Source organism: Agromyces tropicus (assembly GCF_039531345.1).
Classification (GTDB): domain Bacteria; phylum Actinomycetota; class Actinomycetes; order Actinomycetales; family Microbacteriaceae; genus Agromyces; species Agromyces tropicus.
Window position 1 is genome coordinate 860,197 of the sequence record NZ_BAAAPW010000002.1, and the last position, 16,643, is coordinate 876,839.

At 73.7% G+C, this 16,643-nt stretch carries 15 protein-coding genes; 4 read left to right on the forward strand and 11 right to left on the reverse strand.

All coding sequences use genetic code 11. The features are described from left to right. Positions 1 to 13: 13 nt before the first annotated feature. The 6 genes from mnhG to ABD230_RS09895 are packed head-to-tail and all read right to left on the reverse strand — an operon-like array spanning position 14 to position 6,365. Positions 14 to 385, reverse strand: a complete 372-nt coding sequence (gene mnhG / locus ABD230_RS09870) for a monovalent cation/H(+) antiporter subunit G (RefSeq protein WP_344372521.1) — start codon at positions 383 to 385, stop codon at positions 14 to 16. Beyond that, positions 382 to 654, reverse strand: a complete 273-nt coding sequence (locus ABD230_RS09875; RefSeq protein WP_344372524.1) for an MrpF/PhaF family protein — start codon at positions 652 to 654, stop codon at positions 382 to 384. Before ABD230_RS09875 ends, mnhG begins: the two co-directional genes overlap by 4 nt. Beyond that, positions 651 to 1,361: a Na+/H+ antiporter subunit E gene (locus ABD230_RS09880; RefSeq protein ID WP_344372530.1), complete on the reverse strand. Its 711-nt coding sequence runs from the start codon at positions 1,359 to 1,361 to the stop codon at positions 651 to 653. The genes ABD230_RS09875 and ABD230_RS09880 overlap by 4 nt, the downstream gene beginning before the upstream one ends. Beyond that, positions 1,358 to 2,950 (reverse strand): Na+/H+ antiporter subunit D, encoded by a 1,593-nt coding sequence (locus ABD230_RS09885; protein ID WP_344373299.1) that lies wholly within the window; start codon positions 2,948 to 2,950, stop codon positions 1,358 to 1,360. The genes ABD230_RS09880 and ABD230_RS09885 overlap by 4 nt, the downstream gene beginning before the upstream one ends. A 20-nt stretch (positions 2,951 to 2,970) precedes the next feature. Further along, on the reverse strand, positions 2,971 to 3,423 hold the full coding sequence (locus ABD230_RS09890; protein ID WP_344372533.1) for an NADH-quinone oxidoreductase subunit K: 453 nt from the start codon (positions 3,421 to 3,423) through the stop codon (positions 2,971 to 2,973). Next, the gene (locus tag ABD230_RS09895; protein WP_344372536.1) at positions 3,420 to 6,365 is read right to left on the reverse strand and encodes a Na+/H+ antiporter subunit A; all 2,946 of its coding nucleotides are present in this window, start codon (positions 6,363 to 6,365) and stop codon (positions 3,420 to 3,422) included. Before ABD230_RS09895 ends, ABD230_RS09890 begins: the two co-directional genes overlap by 4 nt. A gap of 87 nt (positions 6,366 to 6,452) precedes the next feature. On the opposite strand from ABD230_RS09895, the gene ABD230_RS09900 reads away from it, so the two are divergent. After that, positions 6,453 to 7,331, forward strand: a complete 879-nt coding sequence (locus ABD230_RS09900; protein WP_344372539.1) for a sulfurtransferase — start codon at positions 6,453 to 6,455, stop codon at positions 7,329 to 7,331. A gap of 10 nt (positions 7,332 to 7,341) precedes the next feature. Here ABD230_RS09900 and ABD230_RS09905 read toward each other — a convergent pair whose 3' ends face one another. Continuing rightward, positions 7,342 to 8,175 (reverse strand): class I SAM-dependent methyltransferase, encoded by an 834-nt coding sequence (locus ABD230_RS09905; RefSeq protein ID WP_344372542.1) that lies wholly within the window; start codon positions 8,173 to 8,175, stop codon positions 7,342 to 7,344. A 110-nt stretch (positions 8,176 to 8,285) separates the two neighbouring features. Between ABD230_RS09905 and ABD230_RS09910 the strand changes: the two genes are divergently transcribed. Further along, positions 8,286 to 9,245, forward strand: a complete 960-nt coding sequence (locus ABD230_RS09910; protein WP_344372545.1) for an FKBP-type peptidyl-prolyl cis-trans isomerase — start codon at positions 8,286 to 8,288, stop codon at positions 9,243 to 9,245. Between the two features lie 103 nt (positions 9,246 to 9,348). Here the strand turns inward: ABD230_RS09910 and ABD230_RS09915 are convergent, their stop codons facing one another. Next, positions 9,349 to 10,659: a glycosyltransferase gene (locus ABD230_RS09915; protein WP_344372548.1), complete on the reverse strand. Its 1,311-nt coding sequence runs from the start codon at positions 10,657 to 10,659 to the stop codon at positions 9,349 to 9,351. Positions 10,660 to 10,874: 215 nt separating this feature from the next. Between ABD230_RS09915 and ABD230_RS09920 the strand changes: the two genes are divergently transcribed. Continuing rightward, positions 10,875 to 11,303, forward strand: coding sequence for a transferase (locus ABD230_RS09920; protein ID WP_344372550.1), 429 nt, complete (start codon positions 10,875 to 10,877; stop codon positions 11,301 to 11,303). A gap of 94 nt (positions 11,304 to 11,397) precedes the next feature. Continuing rightward, positions 11,398 to 13,137: an alpha-glucosidase gene (locus ABD230_RS09925; RefSeq protein WP_344372553.1), complete on the forward strand. Its 1,740-nt coding sequence runs from the start codon at positions 11,398 to 11,400 to the stop codon at positions 13,135 to 13,137. 16 nt (positions 13,138 to 13,153) lie between these two features. Here ABD230_RS09925 and ABD230_RS09930 read toward each other — a convergent pair whose 3' ends face one another. The 3 genes from ABD230_RS09930 to ABD230_RS09940 all read right to left on the reverse strand — a co-directional run bounded on the left by ABD230_RS09930 (position 13,154) and on the right by ABD230_RS09940 (position 16,613). Further along, positions 13,154 to 14,947: a carbohydrate-binding domain-containing protein gene (locus tag ABD230_RS09930; protein WP_344372556.1), complete on the reverse strand. Its 1,794-nt coding sequence runs from the start codon at positions 14,945 to 14,947 to the stop codon at positions 13,154 to 13,156. A gap of 149 nt (positions 14,948 to 15,096) precedes the next feature. Next, positions 15,097 to 15,936 carry a polyphosphate polymerase domain-containing protein gene (locus ABD230_RS09935; RefSeq protein ID WP_344372559.1) on the reverse strand — a complete coding sequence of 280 codons (840 nt, stop codon included), beginning with the start codon at positions 15,934 to 15,936 and terminating at the stop codon, positions 15,097 to 15,099. Next, entirely contained in the window at positions 15,933 to 16,613 is a 681-nt protein-coding gene (locus tag ABD230_RS09940) for a DUF4956 domain-containing protein (RefSeq protein ID WP_344372562.1), read from the reverse strand. Before ABD230_RS09940 ends, ABD230_RS09935 begins: the two co-directional genes overlap by 4 nt. Positions 16,614 to 16,643: the final 30 nt, after the last annotated feature.

Consider the following 16,643-nt stretch of genomic DNA (forward strand, 5'->3'; position numbering starts at 1 on the left):
GGTCGGGCGCGGCTCAGTCGGGCGCCCCCACGTCCTCGCCGTCGTGCTCGTGCTCGGCGATGTCGCGACCGAGGTCGTCGCGGATGAGGAGGTCGTGCCGCAGCGCGTCGGAGCGGTACGAGGCGCGCCCGAGCATGTGCGCGGTCATCGGCTGGGTGAGCAACTGGAACGTCATGACGAGGACGATGGTCGACAGCACGCCCCAGCTCGGTGCGCGCAGCAGGATCGCGAGCAGCACGACCGCGAGCCCGAGCACCTGCGGCTTCGTCGCCGCGTGGAGGCGGCTCAGCACGTCGGGGAACCGCAGCGCGCCGATCCCGGCCGCCATTGACAGGAAGCCGCTGAGGAGGATGAGGGCGCCCACGCCCAGCTCGACGACGCTCACGAGCGGTCCTCCTTCCCGATGAAGCGGGCGATCGCGATCGACCCGACGATGGCGAAGAGCGCGAGCACGAGCAGCACGACGAGCGTGTCGGTGTGGCGGTTGATCGCCATCTCGGCCGCGAGCCCGCACATCGCGATCGCGAGCAGGACGTCGGTCGCGAGTGCCCGGTCGAGCATCGTCGGCCCGCGGATGATCCGTACCAGCGCGGCGATCGCGCCGACGCCGAACATGACCCCGGCGACGAGCCCCATCACGGTGAGCGCGCTCATGCGTCCCCCTCCCGATCCGGCAGCTCGACCGGCTCCGTCTCGGACGGCGGCCGGCCCTCCGCCTTCCGCTGCCGGCGGGCCGCGCGAACCGCCTCGGCCTGCTCGTGCGTGCCGATCGCCAGCACGATCCGCTCCTCGGTGGCGAGCACGTGCGCCCGGGCCTTCTCGAGGTCCGCATCGGTCCGCGTGCCGAACGCGTGCAGGTAGAGCAGGCCGCGCTCGCGGTCGATGTCGACGACGACGGTGCCGGGGACCACCGTGATGGCCTCGGCGGTCAGCGTCGTGACGAGGTCCGAGCGGGTGAGCAGCTGCACCGCGATGATCGCGTTCATCGGCGTCCAGCCCGGCTGCACCGCGCGCAACGCGACCTGGATCGAGGCCACCACGACGTCGAACATCATCCACAGGCCGAGCAGGAGGCCCCGCCACGGGTTGAAGCGGCCGCTCAGCAGCACGGGCGGGAGGTAGAAGGCGCGCGTGACGCCGATCGCGAGCAGGACGCCCGTCGTGACCGTGAGCACGTCGACGTGGTCCCACAGGAAGAGCCAGAGCACGACGAGCGCCGCGAGCAGCGGCAGCTGCCGCCACACGGCCTGCCAGCCGCTCAGCTGGGCTGCGGAGGCGCCCGTCGTCGCCGCCGGCTCGGGCGGTGCCGGGACGCGCCGATCGGGCTCCGGGGAACGGCGTTCGTTCGTTCCGTCGGTCACAGCGCACCCCCGTTCGGGAAGACGATCGAGACGTACACCGTCGCGTCGCGGAGGTTCTCGGCCGCCCGGCTCGACAGCTCGTAGAGCGGGCCGGCGAACACCGTGAGCGCGATGGTCAGCGCGACGAGCGCGGCGGTCGCCGCGAGCATCGGCACGGGCGTCGTGCGGGTCGCGACGACCGTCGCGCCGGCCGGCGCCTCCTGCACCGAGTCGATGAGGCGCGAGCGGTAGCCCTCGAGCTCGCCCTTGGGCCGCCAGAACGCGAGGTTCCAGAAGCGCGTGAGGGCGTACAGCGTGACGAGCGAGGTCGCGGCGCCGACCCCGATCACCGTCCAGATCAGCCAGTCGGGACCGGGCGAGGAGGTGCCGAGCGTCTCGGTCGCCGGCGTGCCGCCCGCGGCATCCGCACCCGCGAGGAAGAGCCCCACCTTGCCGAGGAAGCCCGAGAACGGCGGGATGCCGCCGAGGTTCATCGCGGGTACGAAGAAGAGCACGGCCAGCATCGGCGACGCCTTCCGGAGCCCGCCGAGGCGCGTGATCGACGTGGACCCCCCGAAGCGCTCGATCAGGCCGGTCGTGAGGAACAGGGTCGTCTGCACGCTGATGTGGTGGATGACGTAGTAGATCGTCGCCGCGAGTCCGGCGATGCTCGCCAGCCCGATGCCGAAGATCATGTAGCCGATGTGGCTGACGAGCGTGAACGACAGCAGGCGCTTGATGTCGGCCTGCGTCAGGGCGCCGAGGATGCCGACGGCCAGCGTGAGCCCGCCGATCACGAGGAACAGCGTGGACAGGTCGGACTCGGGGAAGATCACCGTCTCGGTGCGGATCAGCGCGTAGACGCCGACCTTCGTGAGCAGGCCCGCGAACACCGCCGTGACCGGCGCGGGGGCGGTCGGGTACGAGTCGGGCAGCCAGAACGACAGCGGGAACACCGCGGCCTTGATGCCGAACGCGATGAGCAGCAGCAGGTGCAGGATGAGCTGCACGTCCTGCGGGAGCTCGGCGATCCGCACCGACAGCTGCGCGATGTTCGCGGTGCCCGTCGCGCCGTACACCAGGGCGATGGCGCTGAGGAAGAACAGCGACGAGACGAGGCTCACGATGATGTACGTCACGCCCGCGCGGATGCGCTCGCCGGTGCCGCCGAGGGTCAGCAGCACGTAGCTCGCCGACAGCAGGATCTCGAAGCCGACGTAGAGGTTGAACAGGTCGCCGGCCACGAACGCGTTGAACACCCCGGCCGACAGGATCAGGTAGGTCGGGTGGAAGATCGACACCGGCGTCTCGCGGTGCTGGTCGGCGATGCCCTGGCCGACGGCGTAGACGAGCACGCCGAGCAGCATGAGCGCCGAGATGATGATCATGATGGCCGCCAGCCGGTCGACGACCAGCACGATGCCGAACGGGGGCGGCCACGCGCCGACCGCGACCGCGACGCCCGACCCCGAGGCGTCGACCTCGGCCAGCAGCACCGCCGCGATGACGGCCACGGCGGCGAGCACGAGCGTGCTCACGACCATCTGCGCGCGCTGCCGCCGGCCGAGCATGAGCGCGAGCGCCGCGCCGAGCAGCGGCAGCAGCACCATCAGGGGGACGAGGGCGTCGTTCACGGGCGGCCCCCGTCCTCGTCGCTCGCGTCGAGGACCTCCTGGACGGCCAGGTCGTCGGCCTCGGAGCTGCGGTACAGGTCGGCGGTCTCCTCCGCGTCCTCGACGATCTCCTCCTCGTCGCCGATCAGGTCGCCGCGCTCGCCGAGCTGCGCGAGCCACCAGCTCCGGTAGATCAGCGCGAGCATGAAGGCGGTGATGCCGAGGTTGATGACGATCGCCGTCAGCACGAACGCCTGCGGCAGCGGGTCGGAGAGCTCCGACACGTCGCCCTCGCCCAGGATCGGCGCGAGCCCGGGCTCGCCGGCCATGACGAACAGGAACAGGTTGACGCCGTTGCCGACGAGCAGGAACCCGATGAGCACGCGCGTGAGGCTCCGCTCGAGCATGACCGTGATGCCGGTGCCGAAGAGCACGGCGGCGACGATCACGAGGGTCAGCGAGGCGGTCATCGGAGGGCCTCCGCGGGGTCCGCGGGCACCGCGTCGGGGCCGGCCTCGTCGATTTGGCGGTCGATCTCGGCCCCGAGCGTGCGCAGGATGTCGAGCACGAGGCCGACGACGACCAGGTAGACGCCGATGTCGAACAGCGTCGACGTGCCGATCGAGAGGGTGCCGAGCACGGGCACCTCGGTCTCGAACCAGGACGACTCGAACACCGTCAGGCCGACGAGGAGCGAGGATGCCGCGGTGCCGGCGGCCACGAACAGGCCCGTGCCGAGCAGCAGCCCCGCATCGACGGGGGCGGCCTCGCCGAGCTCGTACCGCCCGCCCGCGAGGTAGCGGGCCACGAGGGCGAGCCCGGCCACGAGCCCGCCCGCGAAGCCCCCGCCGGGCGCGTTGTGCCCGACGAAGAGCAGGAACACCGACACCACGATCGCGGGGTGGAAGAGCAGCCGCACGAGCACCTCGAGCAGGATCGACCGGTTGCGCGGCGACAGCGTGCGCCCGGCGAGCAGCCATGTCTGGCGGGTCGCCGCGGCCTCGGCCGCGGCATCCGTCTCGCCCTCCACGTCGGCGAGCCGGCGCCGAGCGGCGCGGATGCTGTCGGCCTGCTCGGGCACCGGCCGCAGCCGGCTGCGGCGCCCGACGTCCTCGAGCCGCGGTGCGCCGCCCTGGCGGCCGGAGACGAAGATGAGGCTCGCGACGCCCGTCGCGACCGCGACGAGGACCGAGATCTCGCCGAGCGTGTCCCAGGCGCGGAGGTCGACGAGCAGGGCGTTCACGAGGTTCTTCGCGTGCGCCTCCTCCGCGAGCGCCGGGATTCCCTCGGCGACCGAGGGCTGCACGCGGGCGCCGAGCGCGACGACGCCGACGACCGCCATGACGACGCCCGCGAGGGCGCCGAGCGCGATGCGGACGGGCGTGCGGACCACCGCCCGGCGCACGGTGATGCGCCGTGGCAGGCGGCGCAGCACGAGCACGACCACGACGATCGTGAGCGTCTCGACGAGCGCCTGCGTGAGCGCCAGGTCGGGCGCGCCCGACACGCCGAACAGCAGGACCATCCCGTATCCGGTGGCGCCGACGAGGAGCACCGCCGTCAGCCGCTGCCGCACGACGACGGCCGCGGACGCCGCCGCGACCATGACGACCGCCACGAAGGGCTGGGCCGGCCCGTCGGCGAGGCGGATGCCCCCCGGCCAGGTGCCGTTGAGCGCCGCCGACCCGCCGAGCCCGAGCACGAACACGGCGACGATGACGGCCAGGTAGCCGGGGAGGCCGCCGGACTGGATGAACGTCGTGAGCCGGGCCGCGCCGCGATCGATCGCGCTCACGATGCGGAGGTAGCCGCGACCCGCGTCGACGGCGTCCGGGACCGCGGCCTGGAGCCGGGCGACCGACTCGCGCTGCCACACGAGGAGCGAACCGACCCCGATGATCAGGGCGGAGATCGCCAGGGCCGGTTCGAGTCCGTGCCAGAGGGCGAGGTGGTACGCCGTCGGACCGGGCAGCGTCGCGGCGTACGCGTCGAGGAGCGGCTCGATGAGCGACGTCGCGAACGCCGCGACGAGGGAGGTGACCGCGAGCACGGCCGGGACGGCGGTCATCAGCGCCGGCTCGCGATGCAGCGGCGTCGGCTCGGCCTCGCGACGGGAGCCGAAGGCGCCCCAGACGAACCGCGCGCTGTAGGCGAAGGTGAAGATCGACCCGACGACCACGGCGGTCAGGCCGACCCATGCCCACGCGTCGCCCTCGGCGCCGCCCTCGAACTGCGCGGTGAACACCGCCTCCTTGGCGACGAACCCGAGCAGGGGCGGCAGGCCGGCCATCGAGGCGGCGGCGAGCGTCGCGAAGGCGGCGAGCCACGGCATCCGCCGGCCGAGGCCCGACAGCTTCCGCTTGTCGCGCGTGCCCGCGGCATGGTCGACGATGCCGACCGTGAGGAACAGCGGCGCCTTGAAGAGCGCGTGGGCGAGCAGCAGCACGGTGCCCGCGAGCGCGGCGTCGCGCGTGCCCTGCCCGATCACGAGCACCATGAAGCCCAGCTGGCTCACGGTGCCGTAGGCGAGCAGCAGCTTGAGGTCGGTCTGCCGGAGCGCGCGCCAGCCGCCCACCAGCATCGTGAACGCCCCGATCCCGATGACGATCGGCGGCCAGACCGCGAGGTCGGCGTAGCCGGGCGCGAGGAGCGCGACCAGGTACACGCCGGCCTTCACCATCGCGGCCGCGTGGAGGTAGGCGGAGACGGGCGTCGGCGCCGCCATGGCGGCCGGGAGCCAGAAGTGGAACGGCACGAGCGCGCTCTTGGAGATCGCGCCGACGAGCACGAGCGCGACGCCGACCTCGGCGGCGACGCCGGTCACGGGCTGCGTGACGAGCTCGTGCAGCGAGGTCGTGCCGCCCGCGACCGTGAGCACCACCAGCCCCACGAGCATTGCGAGGCCGCCGAACGTCGTCACCGTGAGCGCCTGGAGCGCGGCGCCGCGGGCCTCGCGCCGGCCCGCCGTGTGGCCGATGAGCAGGTACGACAGCACGCTCGTGGCCTCCCAGAACGTGAACATCACGTACACGTCGTCGGCGGTGACGAGGCCGAGCATGACGCCGGAGAAGGCGAGCAGCAGCGCCGCGAAGCGGTCGAGCGAGGGCTCGTCGTCGCGGAAGTACCACGTGCAGTAGAGCAGCACGAGCCCGCCGACGCCGGTGACGACGAGCGCGAGCAGGAGCGAGAGCGGGTCGAGCCGGAAGGACAGCGCGATGTCGAGCGTCGGGATCCACTCGAGGCGCTCGACGACGACCTCGCCGTTCGCGACCGCGGGCACGAGCGTCAGCAGCCAGGCGAACACGACGGTGGGCACCAGCGCGATCACCGGGAAGACGCGTCGGCCGAGCGGCCTCGTGGCGAACGGCGTGATCAGGGCCACCACGGCGAACGCGACGAGGGAGAGGATCATCCGTTCTCCCCCCGAAGCGCACCGACCGTCCGGCCAGTCTACCGACGCGCCCCGTCGACCCGCGGGCGGGCTGCGAGGATGGGGGGCATGCCGATCCTCATCGATGCCGACGCCCTCGCCGCCCGCCTCGACGCGGAGCGCGGCGCCGCGCCGGGCGCGTCGCGGACGGTGGTGCTCGACGTGCGCTGGACCCTCGCCCGGCCGGACGGGCGCGATGCATACCGGGCCGGGCATATCCCCACCGCGGTCTACGTCGACCTCGACGGCGAGCTCGCCGACCACGGCGCCGTGGGCGAGGGCCGCCATCCGCTGCCCGACGAGGCCGCCTTCACGCGGGCGATGCGGCGCTGGGGGCTGCGCGACGGCGACGCGGCGATCGTCGTCGACGACGCCTCCGGCATGTCGGCGGCGCGCGCGTGGTGGCTGCTCCGCCACGCGGGGTTCGCCGACGCGCGGCTGCTGGACGGCGGACTCGCGGCCTGGGTCGCCGCTGGGCTGCCGCTCGAGGAGGGCGACGTCGAGCCCGAGCCCGGCGACGCCACCGCGGCGTTCGGGGCGATGCCGGTCGTCGACCTCGACGAGGCCGACGCGCTCGGCGCCGGCGACGCGGGCGTGCTGCTCGACGCGCGGGCCGGCGAGCGGTATCGGGGCGAGGTCGAGCCCATCGACCCGCGCGCCGGGCACATCCCGGGCGCGGTCTCGGCGCCGACGGCGGAGAACCTCGACGTCGACGGACGGTTCCGGTCGCCCGACGAACTGCGCGAGCGCTTCGCCGCGCTCGGCATCGACGACGCGCACCCGGTCGCCGCCTACTGCGGGTCGGGCGTCACCGCCGCGCACGAGGTCGCGGCGCTCGCGATCGCCGGCATCGACGCCGCCTTGTACCCCGGGTCGTTCAGCCAGTGGGCGAACCGGCCCGAGCGGCCGGTCGCGACGGGCGCGGCGCCGGAGGGCGACGCGGCGTAGTGCCGCGGACTCAGTCCACCGGCTCGGCCGCGGGCGCGTCGGGTCGTCGCCCGACCGCGATGAGCGTGCTGGCGTCGACCGAGGTCACGCCGCGCGCCGCGAGCTCGGCGAGGTAGCGGTCGCGCACGGCCTCGAGTGCGGCGTCGTCGAGGTCGCCGAGGAGCGCGCGCATCCCGGTCCCGACGACGAGCCGCCACGCCAGCGCCGGGTCGAGGTCGAGGCGCCGCGGCACGAGGTCCGCGCGAACGTCGACGAGCCCCCGTGCGGCCATCCAGTGCGCCAGGCTTCCGGCCGTCTCGGCGTCCGGCATCGCCGGCCCGTCGTCGAGCGTCGGAGCGGCCTCGTCGGCGTCGAGCGCGGCGACGAGCGCCTCGGGCAGCGGGTCGAACGCACCGTGCGCCCACACCGTCACCGCGACCCGCCCGCCGGGCCGGGCGCACTGCACCAGGTGCTCGACCCCGGCCGCGACGTCCTCGAAGAAGAACACGCCGAGCACGCACTGCACGAGGTCGTAGCCCGTGTACGGCCACTCGCTCGCGTCGGCGACGTGCACGCGCAGCCACGGCATGTGCCCGCCCGGCCGCTCGCGGATGAGCGCCGCCATCGGCTCGGAGCGGTCGACGGCGTCGACGAGCCCCCCGGGGCCCACCAGCTCCGCGGTCGGCAGCGCCGATGCGCCATCGCCCGAGCACACGTCGAGCACGCGCTCGTCGAACCGCGGCGCGGCCCGCAGCACCGTCGCCCGCGAGATCGGCTCCCAGAGCACCTCGTCGAGCTCGGCGAAGACCTCCGAGGCGTCGCCGAAGACGGCGGCGACATCCGGTGTCGTGTTGCGTTCCCCCATTCGCATATTGTCACCCGGGTCCGCCCATCCGAGAAGACTCAGGGAAACGAGACCTGCGGCATGCAGACTGGTGGCTCACGTCTTCCCGATCCGAAACGAGAACCCCTCCCATGAATCGTGCCCTGCGTCGTGGCGCGCCCATCGCCCTCGCATCCGTGACCGCCCTCCTCCTCGCCGGCTGCGCGGGCGGCGGCGGCGACGCGCCCGAGCCGACGTCGACGGATGCCGCGGCCGCCTGCTTCGAGGTCGAGGCGGGCGACCAGAGCGACGCCATCGAGGTGTCGGGCGACTTCGGCGGCGAGCCCACCGCGGCGTTCGACGCGCCGCTCGAGGCCGAGGAGCTGCAGCGCACGATCGTGGACGAGGGGGACGGCGAGCTGACCGCGCCCGGCGACAAGGTCAGCGCGCAGGTGACGGCGTTCTCGGGCAGCACGGGCGAGCAGCTCTTCTCGCAGCCGGCCACGCTCGAGCTCGAGGACGGCACCCTCTACGACGGCTTCCGCGCCGGTGCCGACTGCGTCCCCCTGGGCTCGCGGGTCGTGACCGTGGCTCCCGCCGAGTCGATCTACGGCGACGAGGGCAACGCCGGCATCGGCGTCGAGCCCGGCGAGACGCTCGTGATCGTGACGGACGTCGAGGAGCTCGTCGAGCTGCCGACGCCCGGCCAGTGGAGCCAGGACGTGCCGACCGTCGAGTACGCCGACGACGGCACCCCGACGATCACGATCCCCGACGCCGATCCCTCCGACGAGCTGCTCGTCAAGGTGCTCGAGCAGGGCGACGGCGAGATCGTCGGCGAGGACGACGTCGTGACCGTGGACTACCAGGGCGTCGTGTGGGAGACCGGCGAGGTCTTCGACCAGAGCTTCGGCAACGCGCCCGTGCCGTTCTCGATCTCGGGCGTGATCCCCGGCTTCGGCGCCGCGCTGGTGGGCCAGCCGGTCGGCACCAAGCTGCTCGTGACGATCCCGCCGGCCCTCGGATACGGCGAGGAGGAGAGCTCGAACGGCCTCGGCGGCCAGACGCTCGTCTTCTACGTCGAGATCACGGAGACCCGCACCGACGGCTGACGCCGCCGAGACGCCGCGCCCGCGGCATCCCCCGGAGGATCGGGCGGATGCCGCGGGCGTCGTCGTCTCCGCGCACCGCGCCGTCCTGCGGGCCCCACCGGCCTCACGCCGCGAGCCGCGGGGACCCGCGGCGTGCGGCCACGGCCGCCTCGAGCTCCTCCTCGATGATGCCGAAGGTGTCGTAGCCGGCCACCCGCGAGGCGAGCTCGGCGGCGCGCTCGCGGAAGACGGCGTCCGAGAGCACCCGGTCGACGGCGCGCCGGATCGTCCGCGGACGCGGCGCGCCCGAGCGGAGCGCGAGTCCGGCGCCGCAGACCTGCACCCGCATCGACACCTCGGGCTTGTCCTCCGTGTCGCCCGCGGCGACCATCGGCACGCCGTGGCTCAGGGCGAACTGGACGCCGCCGAAGCCCGCGTTCGTGACGAAGACGTCGGTGCGCGGGAAGAGCCGGTCGTACGGCAGGAACTCGGCGGCGCGCGCGTTCGGCGGAAGCTCGCCGAGCTCGTGGACCGGGCGCCCGCCGGTGGCGACGACGACGAGCACGTCGCGGCCGGCGAGGGCGTCGAGCGTCGGGCGGACCAGCCGGCCGAAGTCGAGGTGGTCGACCGTGCCCTGGCTCACGTGCACCACCGGACGGCTGCCGTCGAGCTCGTCCCACCAGGGCGGCAGCGGGTCCGCGTCGGGCAGCACGGGGAGCACGGCCCCGGCGAAGCGCACGTCGTCGCCGAGGTCGCTGCGCGCGTACTCGAACTCGGCCGGCGAGAGCTGCAGGAACCGGTCGAAGCGACGCGAGGTGTCGAGCACGAAGTCGGTGAGGGGTGCGCTGCCGATCGACGCGAGCACGTCGACCGCGAGTCGCTGCGTGCGGCGGAACAGCACGCGCTGGAAGAGCGCGTTGAGCGTGCGGTTGCGCAGGCGGCCGAGCGCGCCCCGCGTGGGGCGCAGGCCGAGCCCGTACGGCGCGACGTCGACGCTCGATCGGCTGAGCGGGATCACGCCGAGGGCGAGCACGGGCGGCCGGGCGACCGGGTCGCCGAGCAGCAGCGGGAGCACGCCGGCGAAGCCCGCCTCGGCGAGGATCGCGTCGGGACGCAGCTCGTCGACGAGCCGGGCCACGGCGCGCGCCTGGTCCGGGACCGGGCGGATGAAGATCCCCTGCAGGTCGTACTGGAACCGGTCGACCCCGCGATGCGCATCGCGGTCCGGCAGGAACGCGCCGAGGTCGCGATCGTCGTAGTCGGCGAGCCCGTCGAGGGGGCGGTGGACGGCGCCGACGGCCTGCACGGCGTCACGGAACCGGGAGCCGGTGAGGACGGTGACCGCGTGCCCGCGTGCGCTGAGCGCGCCGGCGACCGCGACGGTGGGGGCCACATGCCCGTGGACGGGGGTCGCGCAGAGCAGGTAGGTGGACATGGCGGGTGCTCCGGTGGTCGGCTCGTCGCCGGTGCGGAGGCACGGGGCGGCGGGGAGCGGCCCGGGACGGCCGCCCGCGCCACACGCTAGGGCGACACGTCCAGCGCGGGATCAGGGAGAACCCGGGTCGTGCACAGGATCGGCGCGGAGGCTGGGGAATGCCCCGGTCAGCCCGGATGTTGTACCTGTATCCGGCACCCCTATGGCCGGACGGAATGGAGGACGGAGTGGGCATCAGCTACGTCGAGTTCGAAGACGATGCCGGCATCCTGCGCCGCTACCGCAAGCACGTGAACGGTCGCGGCCTCGTGGCGACGACCGCGAAGGTGGATGCCACGGCGTTCGTCGATCCGACCGCATACGTCGATCCCGGCGCCGAGGTGCAGCGCAACGCGACCATCTCGCACGGCGCGTGGATCGAGCAGGACGCGATCGTCGCGGAGAACGCGACCGTCGGCGTGAACGCGCGCGTGGGGCGCGGCGCCGTGGTCGGCCGCTTCGCGGTCGTCGGCCCGTACGCGGCCGTGGGCGCGGGCGCGCGCGTGCAGAACGCGGCCCGAGTGCCGCGCGAGGCGACCGTCGCGGACGGCGGCGAGTACCGCGCGTCCGGCGACGACCTGCGTCGCCTCGGACTGGCGGCCTGAGCCGGCGACGCCGGTCGCCGGCTCGTCGCCGAGGAAACGGATGCCCCGGGCGGATGCCCGGGGCATCGTCGTGTCCGCGTGCGAGGATCGGGGCATGGCGAACGAACGCGAGCCCCGGCATCCGTCGACCGCCCCGGACTGGTGGAAGTCCGCCGTGGTCTATCAGGTCTATCCGCGCAGCTTCCAGGACTCCGACGGCGACGGCGTCGGCGACCTGCGAGGCATCCTGCAGCGGCTGGACCACCTTGAACGACTCGGCGTCGACGTCGTGTGGCTGTCGCCGATCTACCGGTCGCCGCACGCCGACAACGGGTACGACATCAGCGACTACCGCGACATCGACCGCGTGTTCGGCACGCTCGACGACCTCGACGACCTGCTCGCGGCACTGCATGCGCGGGGCATGAAGCTCGTGATGGACCTGGTGGTGAACCACACCTCCGACGAGCATGCGTGGTTCCTCGAGTCGCGGTCGAGTCGCGAGAACCCCAAGCGGGACTGGTACTGGTGGCGACCGCCGCGCGAGGGCACGCACGGCGGCGAGCCCGGCGCGGAGCCGACGAACTGGGAGTCGTTCTTCTCCGGGTCGACGTGGGCGTGGGACGAGGCGTCCGGCGAGTACTACCTGCACCTGTTCGACGTGAAGCAGCCCGACCTCAACTGGGAGAACCCCGAGGTGCGCGAGGCCGTCTACGACATGATGCGGTGGTGGCTCGACCGTGGCGTCGACGGGTTCCGCATGGACGTGATCAACCTCATCTCGAAGCATCCGCACCTGCCCGACGGGCCCGTCCGGTCCGGGCGCCGCTACGGCGACGGCGGCGCCGCGTACACGAGCGGCCCCCGGCTGCACGAGTTCCTCCAGGAGATGCACCGCGAGGTGTTCGACGGCCGCGACGGCCTCATCACCGTCGGGGAGACGCCCGGCGTGACGCTCGAGGAGGCGCTGCGCTTCACCGACCCCGAACGGCGGGAGGTCGACATGGTGTTCCAGTTCGAGCACGTCGGCCTCGACCACGGGGCCACGAAGTTCCACCCGCGCCCGCTGGCGCCGGGGGAGCTGGCCGCGTCGCTCGAGAGGTGGCAGGAGGGCCTCGCCGACCGCGGCTGGAACAGCCTGTACCTCGAGAACCACGATCAGCCGCGCTCGGTGAGCCGCTTCGGCGACGCCGACGAGCACTGGTACTCGTCGGCGACGGCGCTCGCCACGATGCTGCACCTGCTGCGGGGCACGCCGTACGTGTACCAGGGCCAGGAGCTCGGCATGACGAACGCGCCGTTCTCGGCGATCGACGAGTACCGGGACGTCGAGTCCCTGAACGCCTATGCCGACGAGGTCGCGAGCGGCACCGCGGTCGCCGACGCGCTGTACGGGCTGAGCCTCATGAGCCGCGACCACGCGCGGACGCCGGTGCAGTGGGATGCCACGCCGAACGCGGGCTTCACCGAGGGTCTTCCGTGGCTCGCGGTGAACCCGAACCACGACCGGATCAACGCGGCGGCGCAGGTCGGGGACCCGGGCTCGGTCTTCGAGTACACGCGGGCGCTCATCGGGCTCCGCCACGACCGGCCGGTCGTGGCGCACGGATCCTTCGCGCGCGTCGAGGCCGGCCACCCGGCGATCTTCGCGTACGAGCGGGAACTCGACGGCGATCGGCTGCTGGTGACGGTGAACCTCGCGTCCGTCGAGCACGACCCGGTCTTCGCCGACGACGTGACCGAGCGGTGGCGCGAGGGGATGCCGCTGCTCACGAACACGCTGCCCGACGCCCCGGCGCCCTTCGACGCCCCGCTCGGTCCGTGGGAGGCGCGGGTGCACGCGAACCGCGCCTGACCCGCGCCTCCGCGGCTCAGCCCCGCGGCGCCGGGGCGCCGCCGCCGGGGCCGCCCATGCCGCCGCCCGGACCCATGGCCGACACCTGCTCGCCCGCCACGGCGGAGCCCAGCGTCGTGCCGCCGGCGGTGACCGTGTACGTCTCGCCGTTCACCAGCTCGGACGTGGAGACGGCCAGGCTGCCGGCGGACTTCGCGGTCGTGATGCTCGCGACCACCGTGCCGTCCGACGCCACCAGCTGGAGGTCGGTGCCGGACGGGACGGTCGACGAGAAGGCGACGAGCACCGAGGCCTGCGCGGCATCCGCGCTCGGCGCCATGGCCATGCCGTTCGAGCCGACTGCGACGATCGAGCCGCCCGTGATGTCGAACTGCGCGTCGTAGTCGATGGCGCCGTTGTTCTGCTCGGTCGGGCCCTGCACGACGACGGTGCCGCCGCTCATCGAGATGCTGCCGTTGACGTCGATGCCGTCGCCGTCGGCGTCGACCTCGAGCTCGCCGCCGCCGAGCTCGAGCGTGCTGCCCGCGTTCACGCCGTCGTCCGATGCGCGGACCCGCAGAGTGCCGCCTGCGATCGCGATCGCGTCGGCCTCGAGGCCCTCGTACGAGCCGGTCACCTCGAGGGTGCCGCCCGAGACGGTGAGCGCGACGCCGGCGTGCACCGCGTCGTCGCCGCTCGCGAGCGTGAGCTCGCCGTCGGCCACGTGGGCCGTGTTGTCGGTGTGCAGCGCGTCGTCGGCCGCGTCGACCACGACCTCGCCGCCGTCGATGACGACCGAGACGGCGCCCTTCACGCCCTTCGCCGACGTGTCGGCGGCGACCGGCGAGCCCGCGCCGCCGCCCGAGGTGACGTCGAGCGCGCCGCCCCAGACGACGACGTCGGTCGCCGCGTCGATGCCGTCGCCGCCGGCGTCGATCGTCACCGTGCCGCCGGCGATCGCGACGTAGCCGCGGTCGGCATCCTCGTCGTCGTCGGCCTTCAGCCCGTCGCCGCCGGCCGTCACGGTGAGCGTGCCGCCGGCGACCATGACCTCGTCCTTGCCACGGACGCCGTCGTCGACGGCGTCGACCGTGATGTCGCCGCCGGAGACGAGCAGGCCGTCCTTCGAGGTGATGCCGTCGTTGCCGCTGCCCGTGACGGTGAGGGCGCCGGAGCCGGCGATCTCGAGGTCGGCCGAGCTGAACAGGGCCGCGTTCACGTCGGCGTCGTCCGCGTACGACGACGTGTCGGCGAGCGAGTTCTCGCTGCCGTCGGCGAGGACCACCTGCACGCGGTCGGCGCTCGTCACGGCGATCGCCGCCGACGCGTCGCTCGTGATCGAGGCGCCGTCGAGCACGAGCCGCACGAGACCCTCGTCGGCGGTGTCGACCACGACCTGGCCGGCCAGGTCGCCGCTCAGCCGGTAGGTGCCCGCCGCCGTGATCGTGACGGTGTCGCCGTCGACCGAGACGCCCTCGGCGTCGGCAGCCACCGTCGCCGACGAGCCGTCGAGCTCGACGGCGACCTCGGAGGCGGCGTCCCAGGTGTCGTCGCCGTCCTCGCCGGGCGGGTCCTCGTTCGCGGCCATGGCCTCGGCGGCGGTCACCCCGGGGTCGACGGATGCGGAGGCCGCGAGCGACACGGTCGAATCGGTGGTGCCGGAGTCCTCGCCGGCGGCCGTGGTCGTCGCCGTGCAGCCGGCGAACACGAGGGTGCCGGCGAGGACGACGGGCGCGACGCGGGCGGCGGCGAGCCAGGGCCGGCGTCGGCTGCCCGCGGCGGCGGGGTCGCGGTCGGCGCCGGTGGAGCGGTGGAAGCGGAAGGCGTTCATGGGTGCGGTCCTCTCGGAGGGATCGGTCGGATCGGATGGTCGGATGGTCGGATGGGTTCGGTCGGATGGGTTCGGCCGAGCGGTCGGGGTCGGTCGAGGTCGGTCGGGTGCGGTCGGACGCTCCGGGCCGGCCGCGGTCGGGCCCGCGGTCAGGTGGCGGGTTCGGCCACCGCGGTGCGGAAGTGCCGGTCGAGCACGCGCGTCCAGCGGTTCGCGGGCAGGCCCGGGCGGATGGCGGCCAGGCCGGTGGCGTACTTCGAGACGCGCATCGGGCGGTGCCCGGCCTCCCACAGCACCCGATCGACCGCGCCGGCCTGCGCGCCCGACTTCGTCTCGACGATCGCCGACGACGGCGTGCGCAGCGTGCGGCCGAAGTGCCCGTCGACCCCGCGGTCGGTCCAGGCCAGGTCGACGTCGATGGTCGCCCGGCTCGCCGGCCGCCCCGGCGCGGCGGGCAGGAGCAGCGTCGTGCGACGGTACGAGGTCGTGAGCACCGGATCGAGCCGCGCGGGCCCGAGGTCGCCGACGCCCGACTCCGCGAGCACGTGGTCGGCGTAGGCGCGGGCGTCTCCGGTCAGGGTGTCGGCGGCGGCCGGATCGACGGCGATGCGCTCCTTCACCGTGAGCGCCCGGCCGCCCCGCGTCTTCACCTCGAGGAAGCTGGCCTCGGTGTCGACGTAGCAGCGCGTGCGGATCTTGAACCGGCGGCGCCGGTCGTGGGCCGCGAGGTGGAAGCTCGTGAGCTCCGGCGTGTCGAAGTACACCGACTGGTAGGCGCTCGCCCGGCAGCCGTCGACGTCGAGCACGAGGGTCCCGTCGGGGAGGCGCTCGAGCAGCGCCGGCAGCGCCGCGACCGGCAGCATGTACTTGCGGTCGACGCGGGTCTGCAGTGCGGCCTCGGCGTTCAGCCCCTCGAGGTCGACCGTCGCGAGCCCGTCGAGCGTGCGGAGCGGGGAGGGCGCGACGGATGCCGCGTGCCGGCCGGTCACCGTGCGGCCCCGTCGAACTCGACGCGCGCCGCGCCGGTGAAGGGCACGGGCTCCGGGCGCGGGCCGACCGGGAGCGGGGCGGTCGCGGCCGTGATCCCGGACCCGCGGTCCGGCCGCCGCTCGGCGGCATCCGCTCGAGGCGCATCGAAGCGCACGACCACGGTCGTCGAGTCGTTCACGAGGTCGAGCCGCTCGACGCGGACCGAGCGCACCCGCGCGTCCAGCAGCGATCCGACGTGGTCGCGCAGCTCGCGCTCGTCGGCGATCGCACGATCGACCACGAGCACCTGCTGGCGCGCTCGGCGGAACAGCGCGGGGTGGTCGCCGACGGCGAGCACCGCGAGCACGAGGGCCATGAGCGCGACGGTGAGCCAGCCGAACGCGCCGCCCAGGCCGCCGAGCAGTCCGAGCGCGAGCGCAGCGAAGTAGTACGCGACCTCGTGCTGCTCGATCTCGCTCGATCGCAGCCGGATGATCGACAGCACGCCGAACAGGCCGAGCCCGAGGCCCGCGCCGATGGTGCTCGAGCCGAGCACGATCGACACGGCCAGCACGCCGACGTTGACGGTCAGGTACGCGACGACGAGGTCTCGGCGTCGGTGGCGGGGGAAGTAGAGGGCGAAGACGAGCAGGCCGACGGCGACGAGGTCGGCGACGATGAGGAGGGTCTGGTCCACGATGAGGCTCCGAACGGTGGTTGGGAGTTC